The organism is Bradyrhizobium sp. RDM12 (genome assembly GCF_051917485.1).
GTDB lineage: Bacteria > Pseudomonadota > Alphaproteobacteria > Rhizobiales > Xanthobacteraceae > Bradyrhizobium.
Genome location: NZ_CM133064.1, coordinates 8,071,805 through 8,090,558 on the forward strand (window position 1 = coordinate 8,071,805; position 18,754 = coordinate 8,090,558).

Annotated in this window: 15 protein-coding genes and 1 pseudogene; 10 read left to right on the top strand and 6 right to left on the bottom strand. The window is 59.4% G+C overall.

Annotation, left to right across the window (positions count from 1 at the left end; all coding sequences use genetic code 11):
• Nucleotides 1-10: 10 nt before the first annotated feature.
• A pseudogene (locus tag ACTGJ9_RS39050) lies at nucleotides 11-1,404 on the bottom strand (alpha,alpha-trehalose-phosphate synthase (UDP-forming)); the annotation flags it as partial.
• 649 nt (nucleotides 1,405-2,053) lie between these two features.
• Between ACTGJ9_RS39050 and ACTGJ9_RS39055 the strand changes: the two are divergent.
• The 8 genes from ACTGJ9_RS39055 to ACTGJ9_RS39090 are packed head-to-tail and all read left to right on the top strand — an operon-like array spanning nucleotide 2,054 to nucleotide 10,220.
• On the top strand, nucleotides 2,054-5,110 hold the full coding sequence (locus ACTGJ9_RS39055) for a DUF2169 family type VI secretion system accessory protein (RefSeq protein WP_456675336.1): 3,057 nt from the start codon (nucleotides 2,054-2,056) through the stop codon (nucleotides 5,108-5,110).
• Nucleotides 5,100-5,666 carry a pentapeptide repeat-containing protein gene (locus tag ACTGJ9_RS39060; RefSeq protein ID WP_456675337.1) on the top strand — a complete coding sequence of 189 codons (567 nt, stop codon included), beginning with the start codon at nucleotides 5,100-5,102 and terminating at the stop codon, nucleotides 5,664-5,666. Before ACTGJ9_RS39055 ends, ACTGJ9_RS39060 begins: the two co-directional genes overlap by 11 nt.
• Complete coding sequence (locus ACTGJ9_RS39065) at nucleotides 5,663-6,175, top strand: pentapeptide repeat-containing protein (protein ID WP_456675338.1); 513 nt, start codon at nucleotides 5,663-5,665, stop codon at nucleotides 6,173-6,175. The genes ACTGJ9_RS39060 and ACTGJ9_RS39065 overlap by 4 nt, the downstream gene beginning before the upstream one ends.
• Before the next feature lie 4 nt (nucleotides 6,176-6,179).
• Nucleotides 6,180-6,587, top strand: coding sequence for a DUF4150 domain-containing protein (locus ACTGJ9_RS39070; RefSeq protein ID WP_456675339.1), 408 nt, complete (start codon nucleotides 6,180-6,182; stop codon nucleotides 6,585-6,587).
• Nucleotides 6,588-6,621: 34 nt separating this feature from the next.
• Nucleotides 6,622-7,578 carry a hypothetical protein gene (locus ACTGJ9_RS39075; RefSeq protein ID WP_456675340.1) on the top strand — a complete coding sequence of 319 codons (957 nt, stop codon included), beginning with the start codon at nucleotides 6,622-6,624 and terminating at the stop codon, nucleotides 7,576-7,578.
• Nucleotides 7,579-7,595: 17 nt separating this feature from the next.
• Nucleotides 7,596-8,252, top strand: a complete 657-nt coding sequence (locus ACTGJ9_RS39080) for a DUF3540 domain-containing protein (RefSeq protein WP_456675341.1) — start codon at nucleotides 7,596-7,598, stop codon at nucleotides 8,250-8,252.
• Between the two features lie 5 nt (nucleotides 8,253-8,257).
• On the top strand, nucleotides 8,258-10,024 hold the full coding sequence (locus ACTGJ9_RS39085; RefSeq protein ID WP_456675342.1) for a tetratricopeptide repeat protein: 1,767 nt from the start codon (nucleotides 8,258-8,260) through the stop codon (nucleotides 10,022-10,024).
• Between the two features lie 46 nt (nucleotides 10,025-10,070).
• The gene (locus tag ACTGJ9_RS39090) at nucleotides 10,071-10,220 is read left to right on the top strand and encodes a hypothetical protein (protein ID WP_456675343.1); all 150 of its coding nucleotides are present in this window, start codon (nucleotides 10,071-10,073) and stop codon (nucleotides 10,218-10,220) included.
• A 1,080-nt stretch (nucleotides 10,221-11,300) separates the two neighbouring features.
• Here ACTGJ9_RS39090 and ACTGJ9_RS39095 read toward each other — a convergent pair.
• From ACTGJ9_RS39095 to ACTGJ9_RS39105, 3 genes are all read right to left on the bottom strand, one after another.
• Complete coding sequence (locus ACTGJ9_RS39095; protein WP_456675344.1) at nucleotides 11,301-11,813, bottom strand: Hcp family type VI secretion system effector; 513 nt, start codon at nucleotides 11,811-11,813, stop codon at nucleotides 11,301-11,303.
• 182 nt (nucleotides 11,814-11,995) lie between these two features.
• Nucleotides 11,996-12,313 carry a hypothetical protein gene (locus tag ACTGJ9_RS39100; RefSeq protein ID WP_456675345.1) on the bottom strand — a complete coding sequence of 106 codons (318 nt, stop codon included), beginning with the start codon at nucleotides 12,311-12,313 and terminating at the stop codon, nucleotides 11,996-11,998.
• Between the two features lie 64 nt (nucleotides 12,314-12,377).
• A complete protein-coding gene (locus ACTGJ9_RS39105) occupies nucleotides 12,378-13,859 on the bottom strand; it encodes a type VI secretion system Vgr family protein (RefSeq protein ID WP_456675346.1) in 1,482 nt (493 codons plus the stop codon).
• 1,204 nt (nucleotides 13,860-15,063) lie between these two features.
• Between ACTGJ9_RS39105 and ACTGJ9_RS39110 the strand changes: the two genes are divergently transcribed.
• Nucleotides 15,064-15,300: a hypothetical protein gene (locus tag ACTGJ9_RS39110; RefSeq protein ID WP_456675347.1), complete on the top strand. Its 237-nt coding sequence runs from the start codon at nucleotides 15,064-15,066 to the stop codon at nucleotides 15,298-15,300.
• A 594-nt stretch (nucleotides 15,301-15,894) separates the two neighbouring features.
• Nucleotides 15,895-16,287: a hypothetical protein gene (locus ACTGJ9_RS39115; RefSeq protein ID WP_456675348.1), complete on the top strand. Its 393-nt coding sequence runs from the start codon at nucleotides 15,895-15,897 to the stop codon at nucleotides 16,285-16,287.
• Between the two features lie 625 nt (nucleotides 16,288-16,912).
• Here the strand turns inward: ACTGJ9_RS39115 and ACTGJ9_RS39120 are convergent.
• A complete protein-coding gene (locus ACTGJ9_RS39120; protein ID WP_456675349.1) occupies nucleotides 16,913-18,112 on the bottom strand; it encodes an IS256 family transposase in 1,200 nt (399 codons plus the stop codon).
• A gap of 248 nt (nucleotides 18,113-18,360) precedes the next feature.
• The gene (locus ACTGJ9_RS39125; protein WP_456675350.1) at nucleotides 18,361-18,582 is read right to left on the bottom strand and encodes a hypothetical protein; all 222 of its coding nucleotides are present in this window, start codon (nucleotides 18,580-18,582) and stop codon (nucleotides 18,361-18,363) included.
• Nucleotides 18,583-18,754 lie beyond the last annotated feature (172 nt).

The following is an 18,754-nucleotide window of genomic DNA, read 5'->3' on the forward strand; positions in this document are numbered from 1 at the left end:
CGCCCACATCCCGCGGGCTCTGTCCCGCGAGTTTCTCGGCGCGAATTTTGTCCAACTCGAGGATAAACTGCGCCGACCATTTCTGGATGGGGTACTCTCGAAGCCTCTTCATCATCTTTTTCCAGCGGAAAATGCGGTCGGGCTGCGCCATTGAAAGTGCAGTCGAAATGTTGTCTGCTATGTCCTTGATGTCGTTGGGATCGATGAGCAGCGCCCCATCGAGCTCCTTGGCCGCGCCCACAAATTTCGACAAGACCAGCACGCCGGGATCGCTGGGGTCTTGCGCGGCAACATATTCTTTCGCTACGAGATTCATCCCGTCACGCAACGATGTTACCACGCCGACACGTGCGGCGCGGTAGAGACCGGCGAGCACCATCTGACTCTGAGGCTTCGTTTCGTGACGGATCGGCTTCCAGCCGTCCGCGCCATGGCGAGCGTTGACATCGTCGACAAGAGCTGCGACCTCGTTCTGATAATCCCGGTAGCTCTTGATGTTGGATCGTGAGGAGGTTGCGATCTGTAAAAGCGAGATGCTGCGCGGCTTTTTGTTCAAAAGGTGATCGATCGCCCGAACGCGATTGTCGAGACCCTTGGTGTAGTCGAGCCGGTCGACGCCGACGACAAGCTTCTCACGCTCGAGACCTTCCAATAGCGACGAGACATCGGCATTCGAACCCGCGTCTGCAGCATATTGTGCAAATTTGTCGGTATCTATGCCGATCGGAAACACTTGGCATCTGGTTACGCGACCAATGTCTGAGATCACAACACCCTTTTCGCTTGGTAGGAGCCCGAGATCGGCACGGACACAGGCAAGGAAATTCTGCCGGTCCTCGTCCGTCTGAAAGCCTATCAAATCATACGCAAGGATCAATTTGGTCAATTCGAGATGATGCGGCACCCGCTGACATCGGGCGGCACCCGCTGCATATCGGGCGCCGGCCATGGCGTGTGAAGGAAGAAACCGATCGGCTGCTCGACGCCCCGATCACGCAGCGCTGCGCCGAGCGTGAGGAAATGATAATCATGCACCCAGAACGCGTCCCAGTCGCTGTACTTGAACAGCGCGTCCGCCATAAGGACGTTGATTTTGCGATAACTGTCATAGTCGCCGTCCGTGAGGGACATCCGGTCTTTCAGCGAATGCAATGCCGGCCATAGTTCCGAATTGGCAAAGCCCTCATAATAGCGGCGATAATCTTCGGCAGGCAAATTCACCCGCACGAGCTTACCTCCGCCGAGCGCCATGACATCGGGTTCAGCCTCCGACGGACGCCTTGGCCCTACCCAAATTGCTCCGGATTGTTGCACCACGGGAAGCAGCGCCGCCTCAAGCCCGCCTGTCTTGGGTTCATTCACGTCGCTGCCGGCAATCCGGTTCGACACGACGACGAGATTCACAAGTCATCCTTTCACGTATGATCTACCGTTTACGACGGCGTTCGATCAATTTGTCACACTTGATAGCCGAAGATTTGCGAGCAGACGCCCGATCGTGCCTCGACGATTTCGTGTTGCGCTTCGGCTGTTACTAAACACAGCGACTCGGCTCGAATAAGGGGCGTGCCGCGCCTGCCCTCGCTGGCCCGCAAAACAAAGGTGGTCATTGCGGGCCCGGTTCACCGACAGCTTCGTCTCGCGAGCGCTTCATGGCGAGCAGAGATTTTTCTGCAGACATAAGGGTTTGTAATTTTCGGCGATAGCCGCAAGTTGCTATGCGGTCTTCTATGTTGCCCGCTCGAGCGGCCACCAAGCCCGATGAAGGTGCCGCAGAAGCAAATCGCGGCTTCTCGACGATCAAGCTTGCGGTGCGCAGCGGCCATTTACGCAAAGCTGAGCTGAATTGCTGCCTACCCAACTTGGTATGTGACACAAAGACGCGTTCGCATAGTCGGACCGAACGTCCGTCACGATTGAGAAATATTGGTAAAGGACAAAAATCGTCTTGGCAGGGTTCATGCCCGTTCTTGTAAAGCCACGCACATTGGGGCTGTTGACCAAATGCGAGCGTCGTCCTCCAGGGGCCAGCCTCATCATTTCGGTGTTCGCGATGTTCGACCTCGCCAACCCGGGCGCCGATCGTCTACAGGGGGACCAGGAGCTTTGGGCTATGACCGGGAAGGAGCTTGCGCCCGGCAACCCTCTCGACATCGGCATGCCCAAGCCGCAAGCCGAGGTGCTCATCGGCGGACATGCGGCGGCCCCTGACGGGCGGCCGACCGAGCGCATGATGTTGGGCTGGACGCTCGGACCGATCCAGAAGCACCTTCTGGTGACTGGCGACCGCTATTGGCAGATGAACGCCTCCGGCTGGGGACCGACAGCCGCGCGACCGTTCCGGCAAATGCCACTAACGCGCCAACGCGCGTTCGGCGGATCTGGCTGCGCGGCGAACCGGGTCGGCGCCGGCCACGAGGCTCTCCGCCGCAGCATGGCCGGCGAACTGGTGGCGCTGCCCAACCTGGAACGCCCCGAGCAAGCGATTCAGTTCATTGACACAATCGTACCGCCCGCAACCTTCGGACCAATGGCGATTGATGATAAGGAGCGCCTACAATACGCGGGAACCTATGACGCCGCGTGGCTGACATCAGTTGCCCCCGCTTTGGCGATCGATGCCGATCCGCGGCTTTTTCTGTTCGCTCCGCCGGACCAACGCATGAACGGCTTCATCTGCGGCGGAGAACCCTACGCGCTGCAGAACTTCTCCGCCGAACATCCGATTATCGAAGGCCGCCTGCCGACCTTTCGCGTGCGCTGCTTCATCGGCTGGAGCGACGCGACGCGCGGCGTCACCGAACTACAGACGCGCATCGATACTCTGTGGCTGTTCGCGGGAGCCCGCCGCGGCGTCATGATCTACCGCGCCGCGATCGCCGTGCACGAATTGGACGGTAGCGACGTTGGCGATATTATGGTCGCGTACGAGCAACAGGGCGAACCCGCGCGGCCGTCCGATCATTATCTGAATGTCCGTAAGCTGCGGCTCGACCCGGCGAGCGCCGCACGCTATGCCTTTTCGGAACGTCAACTTGTCCCTGAGATTTCAGCTGCCGAACGCGAACGCCGCGTAGCGCGGCGTCGCCATTTGGCCGAACAGCGCGCAGCACGGCAGTTGGCATCGATGCGCTTGGCGCTCGATCAGGAGTTCGCCCGCATTGAGCTTCCGCCTTTGCTGCGCCCGACGATCGAGATACCGCCGATCGAACCATCAACCATTCCGGAATTGTTACCGGAGGAACTCGATAGCGGCGAGATCGAATTGGCCGAAATCCTCGACGCGTTGGAGACGGTCCAAGCCAAGGCAGAATCCGATATCGACAAGCTTGACGCCAAATATCAACCCATACGTGCTGCCTATGAAAAGATTGCCGGTGGAAATGCCGCATCGAGCGATATCGACGCCTTGCTTGCCGCGATCTCTTCCTCGGACGCTGCGCAGTCGATGGACGCAAGCTTTGAGCAAGCTGCGCCACTCCATGCGCTGCCGGACGCTGATCCGGCCCTCACCGGCGATATCGAACACAAGCTCGCGCGGGCGAAAAACTGGCGTGGCGAAATCCTTGGTGCGGCACCGCAGCCGCTCGACGAGCAAAAGCAATTTGAACTCGCACATGCTCGCTTCCTTAACCTGGCGGCGGGACGACTGCTCGAACCGATACGCAATGCCATATCGGATAAGGCCTTTTCACTTCCCGATATTCCTGCGCTGGTCCTGCCGGAAGAAGCGCGGAGCGTCGCACCCGAGACGCCGCTGCGCCTGACCATTGACGAGATACTGGCGCAGATCGGGGCCGCCGAGACACCGCCTGACGCCGCCCAACGAGCGCGTACGGCGCTCGCCGATGCTGAAGCGGCGCTCAGAAGGGCCATTCCTGCGTTACCGTCCGATGACCGCCCGCCGTTCGAGGCCTTAAGTGCGACGCATCCAACGGCAAGTGCTGATGAGCCCGCAGCAGGGATCGCCGTGGCGAAGACCGCATCTACGACAGCCTTGACTGCGCTGCGGACAGACGTCGACAAAGCGGAAGGACAGTTGGCAGCCGGCGTAGCCTCGGCAAGGCTCGCCTCACCGAAACCGCTCAGGCCTGAAACGACGCTGGCGCCAGCTGTCGCACGCGCGCTGGGCGATCTCGTGGAAGAGGAGCTCCGGCGCGGCGGCAGGGTTGCCGGTCGGGATCTCGCCGGCGCCGACCTTTCTTGGCGGCAATTCGCGAATGTGGACTTCTCCGGCGCGTTCCTTGAACGTGCGAAGCTGAATGGGACCAACCTGGCCGGTGCAAAACTGATGAAGGCCGCGCTGACCGGCGCGACGCTCATCAACGCTGATTTAAGCGCGACTGATCTCACCGAAGCCAATCTCAACGAAGCCGATTGCCGCGGAACGCGTTTCGCTGGCACCCGACTTGTGCGCACCAATCTTCTCGGCGCGCGCATGGTGGGCGCATGCTTCGACCAAGCGCGCCTTGGCGAGCTCCAGGTATTGCGGATACCGATGATCGGGGCAACCTTCCGCTTTGCCCAAATACGTCAATGCTCCTTCATCAAGGCCGCCCTCGATAACAGCATTTGGCGGAACGCCACGATTGAGCGCGGACAATTCATGGATTTATCGCTATCTGGTGCGAGCTTCGCTGGCGCGCGACTTGAGCAAACCTGCTTTCTCAAGGTGGCAGCGCCCCAACTTGATCTCTCGAGCTCGCAATTTGACCAAGTCAGCTTCATCGGCGACATCGATCTGCGCGACGCGCATTTCGGCCGCAGCAGCGCCGAGGCGCTCTCTTTTCAGGCGGCCAACCTCAGTGGCACCGACTTCACCATGGCCCGACTGAACGGCGTTTACTTCGGCAAGTCGACGCTGGCGCGCGCGACCTTCCGAAGGACATCGCTGAAGCGCGCGGTCCTCACCGGCAACGATCTGCGCGGCACCGATTTCTATGCCGCCAACCTGCTCGAGGCACACCTCAATCAGACCGACCTGACCGGCGCCAGCCTGCGCCATGCAAACCTCTATGGCGCGGACCTGATGGATGCCTCCTTGGTCGCGGCTGACTTGAGCAACGCAAATATCGACCGCACCATCCTGGTCACGCGCCATGTCACTTGATTCCTTATTGCAGTCGATCGCCCATAAGTTCCCCGTACGCGAAGTCGACCTCGATGGCCAGACTTTATCTGGACGCAGCCTTCACGATGGCATTGTGCTGAGTTCATCTTTTCGCAGCAGCTACTTCAGGGGTGCCCGCCTGACTGGCATGACGTTTCAGGACTGCGACTTCAGCGGCGCGTCCTTCGCCGACGCTTGCCTTGATAAATGCACCTTCGTAAGTTGCCGCGCTGCCGGATCCGACTGGCGGCGGGCCCGCTTCACCCAATCGACATTCATGTCATCGGATTTGAGCCGTAGCGATTTCAGCAGATCGCGGCTCAGCCAGACGACAGCGATGCGCTGCGTGTTGGCCCACACCGCTCTACGCGGGGCCACGCTATCTCAAAGCGCTCTCATGGATTGCGGGTTGGCCAATGTCGTGCTCGATAACGCTACGCTGATGAACGCCGCCATAACGCGGGCCGATTTGCGCAGTGCACAGCTCACGGGTCTGCGTTGCGACACGATCCATTTCTCGGAATGCAACCTGTCGGGCGGAATCTCTCCGGGATGATGCTCGCGCGAGCCAACCTGAGCGGCGCCAAGCTGAATCGCGCAAACCTATCCGGAGCGGATCTCTCCGGTTCGGTTTTGACGGGCGCGAGCCTCATGGGCGCCGACCTCTCCAGCGCGATTGCCCCAAACACGCTGTTTGTCAGGGCTAACCTGCGATCCGCAAAGCTGCGTAATGCTGATTTGTCGCAAGGCATCTTCCTGGAGGCGTGCCTCGACGGCAGCGATCTTTCTGGCGCAAAATTGCGGACATCCGTTTTCACACGTGCATCGGCAAAGTTCGCCTCGTTTGCCGGCGCCGACATGTCGTACGCGCTGATGCACCACGCCAAGGTTGACGGCAGCGACTTTTCCGGCTCGCACTTCCTGCGGACTGACTTTCATTGCGCGTCGACCGACGGCAGTCTGTTCGCGACCCAGCATGGGAGTACACTACAGACTGTGCCGGAACGCGCCATCGCCGAACTGTACGATGCAAGCCGAGTTATTTTTTTCAACGGAGTGTGCTAGACAGATGACTTATGTCAATTCAAATGGCCCGATCCCGGCGGAGGATCATGCCTTTCCCGACGTCTGCAACACGCCGTTCGGTCCCGCCGTCTTGCCCACCCCCTATCCCAACATCAGTGTCAGCACGACCGCTATTCCCACGCAGGCACGGTGCCTGATCATGTGTATGCCTGCGCACAACATGACGACCGAGCGCGTGATATCGATGGGTGACAACGCCGGTGTGGGTCTCGGCGTCATTTCCGGCGTTGTCATGGGTCCGGGCCGCGCCAGAGCCGGATCGGACAATTTGTCAATCGGTGGGTCACCGGCCAGCAAAATGGGGATGCCGACCAAGCAGAACGGCGCCAACCCGAACGGATTCGGACTTTCGATATCCCCATCTCAAACCCGCTTGATGGCCCAGCGCTAAGCTGCCGACCGCCACACGCCTGGAGACCTCCACAATGCCGAATGCCTATATGCGACTGGTCGTTCCAGAAATACCGTCTTCTCCCCCGACGAAGTCGAGTTACCTGCGCCTCGGCTCTTATTCGGACGAAGAAGAACGGCTTGTGACGGGTCTCAGTACGGTGATCGGCGACAATCCGGCCGTGACCAGCAAACATCAAAGCGACAATGCCGGCATACTTGCCTTCACCGATAAGGACTTTCAGACAAACGTCGTAGGCGCCGTGCTTCTGAAAGTCGGTCGCGGGCAGACCACGGAGGTCACGAACGGGAACTCCCAACATAAGGTCCCGAAAGGCACCTATGAGATCTCCGCCGAGAATGGCGTGTCAATCAGTGCGGGCGCTGATGGGACGCCCGCAGACATCATCCTGACAGCCTCAAACGACGTGAAGCTGATCAACAGGGGCCACAAGCTGGAAACGACCGGCGGCAACTCGGAAAAGCAGACGATGGGCGACACCAAGGAATTCTTTCAAGGCACCAAATTCACCTGCATGCGAGGTGCAGCTACCAGGCTAACGATGGGAAACAACGTGAGCATGTTCTTTGGGGAAGCTTTCACCTTCAAGATTTCGCGAGAATGTTCATTCAATCTCAGTGATAAGAACTCTGTAACGATCGGCAACAAACTCGACATTGTCGAAGGAAACGACATCAAGCAAGTGATTGGCAATTCGGTCAAGTGTGTTTTTGGACCGAATTTCAACTCGGCTGACAGTGATACCAAGATTCTCAGGACAAGCGATTTCAAGCTGGCGCCGGTTGACGACTTGAAGGTGGTCGGCCGCGATGGACGGGTATGCAAGACGAGCGTGTCCGTGACGGAAGACGAATTTCGGCAGGGAAGGTTAAGCACAGAACAGCACGAGCTTGTGACTCGAGCAGCTGAGATCATGTCCAGCACTGGCAATGAGGAAGTCGTACAAAAGAAATCTATAAACTTCATGTAGCCGGCTGGAGAACAAGAATGACGATGACGATCCGTGCCAGAAGCACCGACATATTGGCAACGGCCGAGTGCTTGCTTGAACCTGGACACCACGCAGCCCGTGTCGCGGAAGTCAGCGGCGATGGCACGGCAGTGGAGCTCGAAGTGGCTGGCGCTCGTCACACGGCGATGGTGGCTGCTGGCTGCCTGGTCCGGCCTATGCCAGGGGACATGGTACTCCTCTTCACTAATGTGGAGCAAGCCTTCGTCGTGACCGTGCTCGATCGGACGGTTTCCAATGGTGGCATGGTCGGCCTGCCCGGCGGGCGCAACATGTCGATCGAAGGCGAGACCATCACTATCGCAGCGCGCCAGCGCCTCTCCTTGCGCGCCGATAGTATGGATCTGCAGGCTAAGCTGTTTGCCGTGCTCGCGAACAAAGGCACCTGGATCGGCAAGCTCTACACGTTGATCGCGGATCGTGTCCGATGCTCGGCACGAATCCAGGAAACGAGCGCCGAGTCGCTTACGGTAAAGGCAGTCGAGCGTGTCGCGGTGATCGAGCGTATCGACTCGTTGCAGACCGAAACCCAGGCCACTAGGGTCACCGGCATAGCCTCCGAGATGGCCCACAGCAAAGTCATCGCGGTGAGCGAGGATCTCCGCCTCGACGGCAAACGTGTCACGGTAGCATAAGGCAGATGCTGTCGACAGATATGCCGGCTCCGAGCCAGCAAGAGCGGGTTAGAACGGTCCAGGAGTTTATTGCGGCCGGCCGTCTCGAGGAGGCGGAGGCGGTATTGGATGAGGTCGCCACCACAAGCGATCCCGATATGCTCAATGCGAGGGCCGCATTGGCGCTTGCGCGGCGGCGGACCGAGTTTGCGTTCGAGATGCTGTCGGAAGCGGCGACTATCTACCCCGAACACGCTGGCCTCGCCACCAATCTCGGCATCGCCCACGAATTGCTCGGCCGCGCTGAGGAGGCGATGATCTGCCTCGAACGCGCGGCTGCTCTCGCCCCGCGCAACGAGGAGATCAAGCTAGCGCTCGCTCATGCCATGCTGAGCCGCGGCAACGTCGCGGAAGCCCGCACGATGACGGAGAGCGTTGTCCAACAGGAGCCGGCGAATGTGCGCGCCCTCATTCAACTCGGCGCCCTCGAGTTCGCCCTGGGCCACAGCGCGTCGGCTGAGGCCGTCCTGCTTCGTGCGCTTGAGATTGCTCCGGAGGATCCTGATGCGCTGGGGCATTTATCGGTGCTCATGCTCGAACGCAGCTGCTTCGACGAGGCGCTCAACTTTGCCGAACGCGCGCATCTGCGCGCCCCGCTCGATACGGCCGGGCTGTTGCATCTGGCTTATTGCCGCGCCGCAACTGGACTTTGGCCGCAAGCGGAGGCCACCTGCAAGAAGTTGCTCGCCTATGCGCCGGCTCACGTTGGTGCCCGCGAAATCATGGCCCGCGTTACGATTGCCAAGGGTGAGATGGACCGAGGCATTGCCCAACTGGCGGAATTCGTTCGCGCGCGCAAATCGGATCCCTCCGCCGCGCTTGCTCTGGCCCGTGTCCTGCAGCTCGTTGGCCGGTTCGATGAAGCTCTCACGCTTGTCGGCCACGTCGTGCACACACGACCAGGGGATGAAGCAGCGAAGTCTCTGCAGATAACGCTTGAATTGACAGTCGGTCGCTTCCCGAGATCCGATCCGGTCGTCTTGGCGCCTGGGACGCGAATAGCCGTACCGCCGGCGACGGGCGCCCTAGAATTCGTAGCGCTCGTTCGCCTCTTGGGGCGGCTGACGAGCCAGCAAGATGTGTATGTAGTCGCGGAGCCACGCTATCAAGCTCTTCTTACGAACCTAACCGAGCAGGTCATTCCCGACGAGCCGCGGCCCGGTCTCTCAGCTGCGCCGCTGCAATCGCTATTGCGCGTCCCGTCGACCGACTCTGGGACCATCGCCGACGGCATTCCCTATCTGCGTCCCGGGGCCGAGCTGTTCGCCAAATGGCGCGATGCCCTGTCCGCCTTCCCAAGACCTTTAGTGGGCATCGTGTGGGAGGGCGGCGCTCTCGGTCTATCGATGGAGCAGATCTCCGCCGTGCCTCCTCACCCGGTGACGCTTGTTAGTTTGATGACCGACGCGCGACGGCATGACATGAAGCGATGGAGCCGCCCGATCGATGCTGGTGTGCACATCGAGTCACCGGCGGAATTGATCGCAGCAATCGCCAATCTCGATGCGGTGGTGGGGCCCGACAGCTTCGCCATCCATGTCGCCGGAGCGCTTGGCGTTCCTGGCGTGGTCTTCGTGCCGCGCGGTTATCCCTGGTATTGGGCCCACGCCGAAGGCAAGCCACTGTGGTATCCTTCATTCGCGGTTGTCGTGCAGGAACGGTTCGGCCAATGGTCCGGCGCGATTGACGAAGGTCGGCGACGGCTCGAGACCCTGCTGCGCCGAAACGATTGAGTGAGCGGCGCGCTCGCGCAGCATCGCGGCAAGCCCAAGTCGCTGGTTGCTGAAGCTGCGGTTGGCGCTCCCTTCTCCAGACGAGTCCGATCGGCGGGAGGCCTGGATAGCCAAACGGTTCGACCGCATCGTGCACGTGCTCGAGCACCTGGAACGCAAAGAAAGTGTCACGTTCGAGACGATCACCTTGGGATGATAGTAAAATCGGAATCACCGCAAACGTTGAGTATTGAACCAGGCGGAAGCTCATCATCCGACAAGAGACAGTGCCGGCCATCGCTGATTCATTTGGTGCATGCGCGCCACCTCGCAGCGAAACCCGAACGGCGATGCACGAAACTGGTCGTCCATGAGAGAACGTCTCAACCTAGGGGTCACCGTCTGACCTGTCAGATTCGGAGGAGAATCTGATGAATCCCGTTTAACAAAATCAACCGTTCCCGCTCGGATTACCTTCTCAAGGAACGACTTCAGCTGGTCTCGAGCTAAAATAGGCGTCGGACAGTCGATGACTCCCGTCGTCGTTCAAATCGATTCATGCAGGTGACAGAGAGAAACACGCCCTGTCAGGTACCATGATCGACCAAGCGATGACAGGCCAGTTCTATTGCCATCTGTTGGGAAGCATGCGCGCGACGAGATCGGACCTGTCTCGTGCTCCAGCAAACCGCCTCAGGAGCGTCGCTCGTTGATGCGCGATTCCCCCGGCGTCGCCCCGCGAGAGGAACGCGGTCATCGGGCTAAGCTGTCTAGGCACTCCAAATACGCTGTTTAAATCCCCAACGCCGTCAGGCTGGTTATTCCCAATTCGCATCTCATGTTCATGACGCGGGATCCACACTACTATGCCGGCACCCTGTTCGGGGACACAAGCGCAAATTTACGCTGCGAACGCGATCGACGTGATGCACAGCGACGCCTAGACGACAAATGAACCAGCTGCGTATGCCGCGTCTCTGCGTTGTGCATCGAACAACTCGTCCGATCAGCGGGCATGTGAGCCCGCTTGATCAATCCGTCCCGCCTCGATGCACCAATCAGCAATGGCAGTTAAAACTCCCAGACGATTCAACATTCTGTCGAGCAAAGCTGGACTGTACTCAATTCTTTGCACTATCCACACACTGCCGTCGAACGGACTCAGCATGGCCCATCCGATTCTTGCGACGCGTCGAATGTGCTCGTCCACCATTTTCTGGATGATGCCTACAACCAGGTCACCGTCCTCGGCTTGGCGAGCCGGAAAACGGCGACAGCGCAATACGTCGAAGGGTTCTCACCACTTATCCTCGCCTGTGGTGCTCCCGGGAGCGTGCTCCCATTTCACCTCCTTGTAGCTAAACGACCACTCTTCCATGTTCTGATAGAAGTTGTTCTTCGGATCGATCGTCAGTGGCATATAAGCCATGCCCTCGACTAACGTCGCATTCTTCCAGCTTATTTTGAAAAATTTCTGCGGTTGCGGCATGCCACCTGGATCGGTGCGGTAGAACTCGCAGACCACTTCTTCGAGCACCTCGTTCGTGGCCAGCGCCTGCCATAGCAGCGGCGAGGCACGATCAAAGAATTTGGTGAAGAGCACCGGCTGGTGGTTACGAGCGCCCGTGGCGACACCACTCGTCATGTCGCGCGGAACGACAATGCGGCTGGTGAAGGCGACTACAGTGATCTTCCCTTGCTTATCAGCATCACCCTTGGCCACCTGCCCGATGCTATCCGGCTTGGAGGCATCCTTGGAGATGTCGCCCTGCTTCTTCCCTTTGACTGTCATGTAGGCTTCAAGTGACATGTTTTGCCTCCGAGGCTCTCGGCATGCGCCGACACAATGGCCATCGCAACATTTGTGCCAAAAGCCGTGCGCACCCGGCACCCTACTTTGCAGTCCTCCCTGACTTGACGATTAAAGAGAGAACAGGTCCAGATAACGACACGATCAAGCGACGATGTCGTTGCAATCGTGACAGCGAGCTGTCACGGCGCAACGGGACCGCCCCGTTCCAGCTGACACTCGAGATCGAGAAACGCACGTGTGGCAACGTCAAGGACGGCCTGCCCCGTCACCCGGTAACCCATGCGATTATCGACAACAGCATGGCCCTGCACTGCGTAGACAAGCACCGCGCGAGCACCGCGTTTTTCCTGCTTGAGGCAATGCGTGGACACCTTGAGGCGCAATTCTCGTCCGTCACGAAGCCGCAGCGAACGAATGCCATCGGCCGACGGCGATGGAATGTTGATCCATGCCGTCGGCAGGATCGTCGCGCGTGCCGTATTGGCGACCGCTTCCAATAGCTGGTCTACCTCGTGAGTCGCTGGGCGCCAGACAGTCATAAAGCGCCCTGAAGTGACGAAATCACGCGGGTCCGTCGTAAATCTCGATCGAGGCGCCAGATTGAGACTTGAGGCGATTGAACAAGTGCGTGTCCGAGGTCACTCCTCCCTTCATATCCAGGTTGTAGACTGCGCCAATCACGACCGGCCGGTCAATGTCGCCGTTCAGGTAGCCGACCAGCACTTCCGTTCCGGGGACCAACGGACAATGCAAGCCGGTTTGATTCGGACCTACGTAAGGTTCGAGCTTGCGCACGTGGTCGCTGCCACGCCCTTCTGCCAATTCGCAGGCGAATGTAAACTGCAGCTTGTAGCGGCCCTGGTCGTCGATTTCGGCACGCCCATTCCAGGCTTCTCCATCGACCGTGGCGATGTGGAGCCCGACGCCCAAAGGCACAGGCGTCATCGCAACCGGTCGATAGGGCACGTCCGAGCGGATGCAATGGACCATGTTCTGGTAGGCTCGCCCATTCCGAACGGACGCCCGGAATCCAGTCGGCGCCGGGCGATAGGCCGAGTGATCCGCGGCAATAACGAGGTACTCACCATCGAAAGTTGGATGGCCCTGCAATTCGAAGATGACGCCAGCGCGCAGCTGCGGTGCGTCGCTGTGGGCGATATACATTGTCTGCGCGGCGTAGATTTGCTCGGCTCGACGTCGGGCGAGCGTGGTCGCTTCCGCTTCGTCAGTAAAATGCCCACCGAAGAGCGAGGCCTTGCCCAGGAAACCACTGCCTTGTCCAACTGTCTCCTCGACGGACACGATGGAAGGGGCCGTTTCGTTGTAGTCGCGGAGTGCGATCGTCTTTGTCGAGAGAACCCGGCGCTGGCGAAATGACCGAACGGCGCTTTCATTGGCGCCTCGTGATGTCATGCGCCCGTACTGGTGCGCATATAGAATCGCCGACTTGGTTCCGAACTCGATCCTGGCGAATGCCAGATTGTTGTCGCCGAAGACGACGGCTTCACCGCCGTCTTCCTGCTTAAAGAAATAGAAAATTCCGTTCCGCTCGCAAAGGCGAGAAATAAACGCCAAATCACTCTCGTTGTATTGCACAACATAATTTCGCTTCGGATAGCGATCAAGATTGTATTCGGCCGGAATGCTGATGCTCGCTTTGTTGAGCCTCTGCTTAATGATGTCATCGACGCCCATGGATTGACCAGTGCCATAAATGCGGCTCGCTTTGGAGAGCTCGGCGACTGCAAAGCGCGGCCGCAGGACAACCTGGAGCACCCGTAGATCAGTCACCGTTGGATCGAGCTCCTCGACTTGGGCGCACAGGCCCGAGGTAATCCATCGCCCGCATGCAGTTTTGACAGACAGCTTGGCGCACGCGCCTATCAAGGCGCCGGTGTCGACATCGCTCGATGTCGTGGCGTGAATCACGTAGCTGAACGGCAATGAAATGCACTCTGTTCCCTCAAACCCTTGGACATCGAACTCGATGTTAGGGTTACTGCGAATCTCCAGGTCAATACTGAGATTGGGTTCGTTAGTCATGGGTGTACCAAGTCAACGTAGTGGCGCTAAGAACACTTTACAGTTGTTGCTGCCAGAGTCGATCGAGCGCCCGAAGAAGATAAGATACCCCACCTGCCCTACTCGCTTCGGGACAGCAGCATGCGCTGACCGCAGAACCAGCAACGCCAGATGAGACGGCCGAGACGCTCTGGCGCCATTGGCTCTGAAGAGTTCATCGCTCTCCAACTGCTCGCACCGGAGAGCCTAGCGCACCAGCAAGGGTTCGACGGCGGGCCGTCGCGGTGGGATTGCCTACGGTGCTAGCATTTGCTGCCTCGTTCGCACTATCGTCGTGAATCCGGTAACTGGCGCACGCGCCTGCTGCGTGCGCTCTGGGTTTCCTTTCTCAAAACGATGCACACGATGGAAAGAGAGCATCCTTCGTCTTGCGCATCTACGTGAGCCAATTGCGTAGCTGCATCTCAATAGCAACAGCCGTGCCAAAGCCATCTTCATGTTCGCTACTGATTGGGTTTTTGAAAAGCTGAGGTTTGCCAACAACAAGCTGGCAGAAGCGGCGTGACTGTCAGACACCGGACAAGATTCAAGCTGATCGAATCCTAAGATAAGGCCTTTCGCCGTCCCCTGATTTGTCGCTCGCCAAAGCTTACCATTTTTGAGGCCGACCTCCAGAAGAAGCGGTTCGCTATGATCAGAGAGTGGCGAGCCTCGCGAGACTGCCAAAAGGACCCCTTCGGCTGAAGGCAAGCCTATTTGGTGAGCCACAACATTGAAGACGGCACGTCGATTCTAAGACCGCAAACAAACAGACATGTCGATCATTGAACAAAGAATGTTTGTGACCGAACGGACGGAGCAGATTGGTCTGTTTCATTTCTGGCATCGTGATCTCTTCTCGTGGCCCTGAGCACCTCAGGAAGAGCGCGACGCGCCTTGCGCTCCTAAGAGGGGGCACGTTATGAAGACACTGACGATTGTGAACGCCTTGGATGCCAGGCCGACATAACCCCAGAGCTATCGAGGAGGAGACATTACGAGCAACAGGACAGCCATTGACACTGGCGCGCAGGAACGGGATCGGAGGAGCAGAGCGCGAGAGGCAAATGAGCCGGCGGATTGAGCTTCTCGTCGATCGAGATATAGGGTAGCCGATTGGCTCGTTGTTGCTCCGGCAGAATTGCTCTAAAAGGGCGAAAGCGAGAACGGATCTCGAGAAGTTCAGATGCTCGATGTCGTCGGATTCCTCATGGTCATCGCAGCACATATGGCGGTGCCGAATGACGGCTTGTGGGCTGCTGGAAGATTGATCGCGAGCAAGCTTGAGCGGCGGCGCATCAAGCTGCTTTTCAATTCGAAAACATCAGCCAAGACGCCCCCAACCGAGCTCAGGCGACTTGCGCTTCGGATCGAGGGCGCATGCATTGCCGCTGCACCTTTTACCGGAGATTCGGGTGAGTGAAAGCAGCAGTGGCTCCACTCAGGGACCTGGCCCCCATCCGGTGGATAGGACGCTTTATGAGGACTTCTGGAATTGGCTTGCCGCGAACCTCCCGAGCCACCGCTGCCGCGGCGCCGATATTGCCGCAGGCGATATGTACGATTTCCTCGAGTGGATCCGCGAGACCAACAGACCAGCACTGGTCGACCGGATTGCGCTGCCGTCGTTGAATACCGACGTACAACACTATGCAGCCGCCTATATAGAGCGCGATATACCGGCGATTGGCGGGTTTCGTAACCGCCTTCTGAACTTGCGAGATATGCTTCGGGACCTGCATTTCGACAACTGGGCCCGTCAGCGGCATTTGATGTTTCAGGGCTTTGATGGAGACAGGCCGTCTTCGGGCAGCGACACTCGCAGCGATACAACAGGCAGCAGCGGCAGCGACGGCGGTAACAGCGCTAACAGCGGTAACAGCGGTAACAGCAGCGGCTCCGATCAGGGTCCGGTCCCCGTACCGAGGATTGGCCGCTCCATGAGGACTTTTGGAATTGGCTTACTGAGAAGCTCCCGAACCACCGCTCCCGCGGCGCCGACCTTGCCGCAGGCGATATGTACGATTTCCTCGAGTGGATCCACGAGACCAACAGACCAGCACTGGTCGACCGGATTGCGCTGCCGTCTTTAGACACCGACGTGCAGGACTATGCAGTCGACTATATGGGGCGCGATGCGCCCGCGATTGGCGGGTTTCGTAACCGTCTGCTGAATTTGCGCGACATGCTTCGGGATTTCCACCAAGCCCAACTCGAGAACTGGGATCGTGCGAGAGGTATGATGTTTCAGGGTTTCGCAGACGCCGGACCATCGTCAGCACCACAGGCGCGCGCAATGCCGTCGGATCGCCCGACCCTTGCGGCCGAATCAGGGGCTGGGCAGGCAGAGCGCGATTTCGGAGCTTATGTCCTCCCCAATTGGGGGGCGGCCTTGCCCCGGACCCGCTGATCGCGGAATTGCGAGAAAGCAGCCTCCTGCCGACGCTATTGCGGCCGCAAAGTGTGCTTATCAACGGTATGCGCTATGCTGCTGTATTGTGGCCAGGGCGGGCGCCCGCGACCCCAAACAATCCGGAAGGCGAGAACTTTATGCTCACCCCCGGGCAGCACCCCCATCCTCGAGTTGAGCACATGAATGAAATCGGGCCGCCCGATATCAGCGAGAGAGTCGGGCTTGGTTGGATCCACGCTCCCCGAGTGGCGGACGACTTCCTAGTCGGCGTCCTGCGAGAGTTCAGACTTCTGCCCACCATGGCGGTTCCGATGACACGTTTTTACATCTGGGGTGAGCAGTACACGGCCGAATTGGGATCAGGCGGCCGCATCCTTGTCATCCATCGACCTCAAGCTCCTTAAAGACGCGTTTGGGCTGCAAGCCTTCTCAAGTACAGAAGATGAATGGAGCTGAGCCACCATTGCCTGGTAAAGCGTAATGAGACCAAATTGGATGGTCTGCATTTGCGGGTGGTTGGCGATACCCCGGATCAGCTCGCACGGCTTTGCGGATGATCGTGTCCCTTGGCGTGGTGTAGCTGGCGGTGGATCACCGCGTTCGCCGGCGAGCGCCGGGCTGGTCAGCTGGTGATAGCCGTGAGGCTGACACTCGGATCATCGCTCAACGGCGCGATTGTTTCCAGTGTCATGTAACGGGCGCGCTGGACGGCCCATTCATCGTTCTGTTCGAGCAGGATCGCGCCGATGAGGCGAACGATGGCGTCCTCATTGGGGAAGATGCCGACCACCTCGGTCCGCCGCTTGATCTCGCCGTTGAGGCGCTCGATCGGGTTGGTGGAGTGCAGCTTGGTCCGGTGCTGCGGCGGGAACGTCATGTAGGCCAGCACGTCGGTCTCGGCCTCGTCGAGGAAGCCGGCAAGCTTCGGCAGCTTTGGCCGGAGCTGGTCGGCGACCTTGCGCCACTGGGTTCGCGCGGCCTCGGCATCGTCCTGTGCGAATGCTGTGGCAATGAAGGCCGAGACGACGCGGCGGCCGCTCTTGCCGGCATGCGCCAGCGCGTTGCGCATGAAGTGGACGCGGCAGCGCTGCCAGCTGGCGTTGAGCACCTTGGCGACGGTGGCCTTGATGCCTTCGTGGGCGTCGGAGACGACCAGCTTGACGCCACGCAGGCCGCGGCGAGCGAGCTTGCGTAGGAACGCCGTCCAGAACGTCTCGGCTTCGGAGGGACCAATATCCATGCCGAGAACTTCACGCCGGCCGTCACTGTTGACGCCGACCGCAACAATCACCGCGACCGACACGATGCGGCCATTCTGGCGCACCTTCACGTAGGTGGCGTCGATCCACAGATACGGCCAGTCGCCCTCGATCGGGCGGGCGAGGAAGGCCTTCACCTTGTCGTCGATCTCCGCGCAGAGCCGGCTGACCTGGCTCTTGGAGATGCCGGTCATGCCCATGGCCTGCACCAGATCGTCGACCGAGCGGGTCGAAACGCCCTGCACATAGGCCTCCTGCACCACGGCGGTGAGCGCCTTCTCGGCCATGCGGCGCGGCTCCAGAAAGCCCGGGAAGTAGGAGCCCTTGCGCAGCTTGGGAATGCGCAGCTCGACCGCGCCGGCACGGGTCTCCCAGATCCGGTCGCGGTAGCCGTTGCGCTGGGCCAGACGCTCGGGGCTCTTCTCGCCATAGGCGGCCCCGGTCTGGCTTTCGACTTCCAGCTCCATCAGGCGCTGGGCGGCAAAGCCGATCATCTCGCGCAACAGATCGGCATCAGGGGTCTTCTCCACGAGCGTGCGCACGTTCATCGTGTCGTCGGTCATCGGTGGTTCCTCGGTTGCGTTGGCGTGTCGCAACCCGATCCTACCGGAGAACTGCCGGTGACCACCGCAAAGCCGCCCGCCCGCTACGGCGCTATTTGAGGGCGCGCGTCCGGGCGGCTTTGCTCTACCGAGCTACACCACCACCGGGGACACGACCTTGCGGATTGTGGCGAAGTGCCGCATCGGTCGGTTCGCGACGACAGCTCATGGCGCGAGGTCACCTTCTCCAGCCGCCAACGGCGCCTCATCTATTTCAAAACTAGAAAAACCGTTGCGTCCATGTTGCATTCCAGCGCAAGCCACAGGATAGCCTCCTCTAAGGCCACCATGAATCGAGCGACATTGATCGCGCTCGCATGATTTCCGATAGCACCGGATGCCAACTCAGTGCGTCGATGATCGCTGGCGTCGTGAAAGGCACAGTGAGCAGTGTAGGCCTCGAGTTCTTTGAATTGCTCCGCTTTGAGCATGCTCCGGATGACCCCGTCTCCCGAAACTAGCAGACCTTCCGCCGATCTATCGAAGCAATCTAAATTGCGGCGCTTCGGACAACGCAGAGGAAGGATCGTCTCTCGCGTTGCCGATGAGCATCTAAACAAGCCTGTCCGTTCCCAATGATCTATGCATTCGAGCCGATGCTGC

What these genes read in the sequence shown, in the direction of transcription:
- ACTGJ9_RS39055 (WP_456675336.1), top strand. Translation starts at nt 2,054, where the DNA reads ATGTTCGACCTCGCCAACCCGGGCGCCGATCGTCTACAGGGGGACCAG.
- ACTGJ9_RS39060 (WP_456675337.1), top strand. Translation starts at nt 5,100, where the DNA reads ATGTCACTTGATTCCTTATTGCAGTCGATCGCCCATAAGTTCCCCGTA.
- ACTGJ9_RS39065 (WP_456675338.1), top strand. Translation starts at nt 5,663, where the DNA reads ATGATGCTCGCGCGAGCCAACCTGAGCGGCGCCAAGCTGAATCGCGCA.
- ACTGJ9_RS39070 (WP_456675339.1), top strand. Translation starts at nt 6,180, where the DNA reads ATGACTTATGTCAATTCAAATGGCCCGATCCCGGCGGAGGATCATGCC.
- ACTGJ9_RS39075 (WP_456675340.1), top strand. Translation starts at nt 6,622, where the DNA reads ATGCCGAATGCCTATATGCGACTGGTCGTTCCAGAAATACCGTCTTCT.
- ACTGJ9_RS39080 (WP_456675341.1), top strand. Translation starts at nt 7,596, where the DNA reads ATGACGATGACGATCCGTGCCAGAAGCACCGACATATTGGCAACGGCC.
- ACTGJ9_RS39085 (WP_456675342.1), top strand. Translation starts at nt 8,258, where the DNA reads ATGCTGTCGACAGATATGCCGGCTCCGAGCCAGCAAGAGCGGGTTAGA.
- ACTGJ9_RS39095 (WP_456675344.1), bottom strand. Translation starts at nt 11,813, where the DNA reads ATGTCACTTGAAGCCTACATGACAGTCAAAGGGAAGAAGCAGGGCGAC.
- ACTGJ9_RS39105 (WP_456675346.1), bottom strand. Translation starts at nt 13,859, where the DNA reads ATGACTAACGAACCCAATCTCAGTATTGACCTGGAGATTCGCAGTAAC.
- ACTGJ9_RS39110 (WP_456675347.1), top strand. Translation starts at nt 15,064, where the DNA reads ATGCTCGATGTCGTCGGATTCCTCATGGTCATCGCAGCACATATGGCG.
- ACTGJ9_RS39115 (WP_456675348.1), top strand. Translation starts at nt 15,895, where the DNA reads ATGTACGATTTCCTCGAGTGGATCCACGAGACCAACAGACCAGCACTG.
- ACTGJ9_RS39120 (WP_456675349.1), bottom strand. Translation starts at nt 18,112, where the DNA reads ATGACCGACGACACGATGAACGTGCGCACGCTCGTGGAGAAGACCCCT.
- ACTGJ9_RS39125 (WP_456675350.1), bottom strand. Translation starts at nt 18,582, where the DNA reads ATGCTCAAAGCGGAGCAATTCAAAGAACTCGAGGCCTACACTGCTCAC.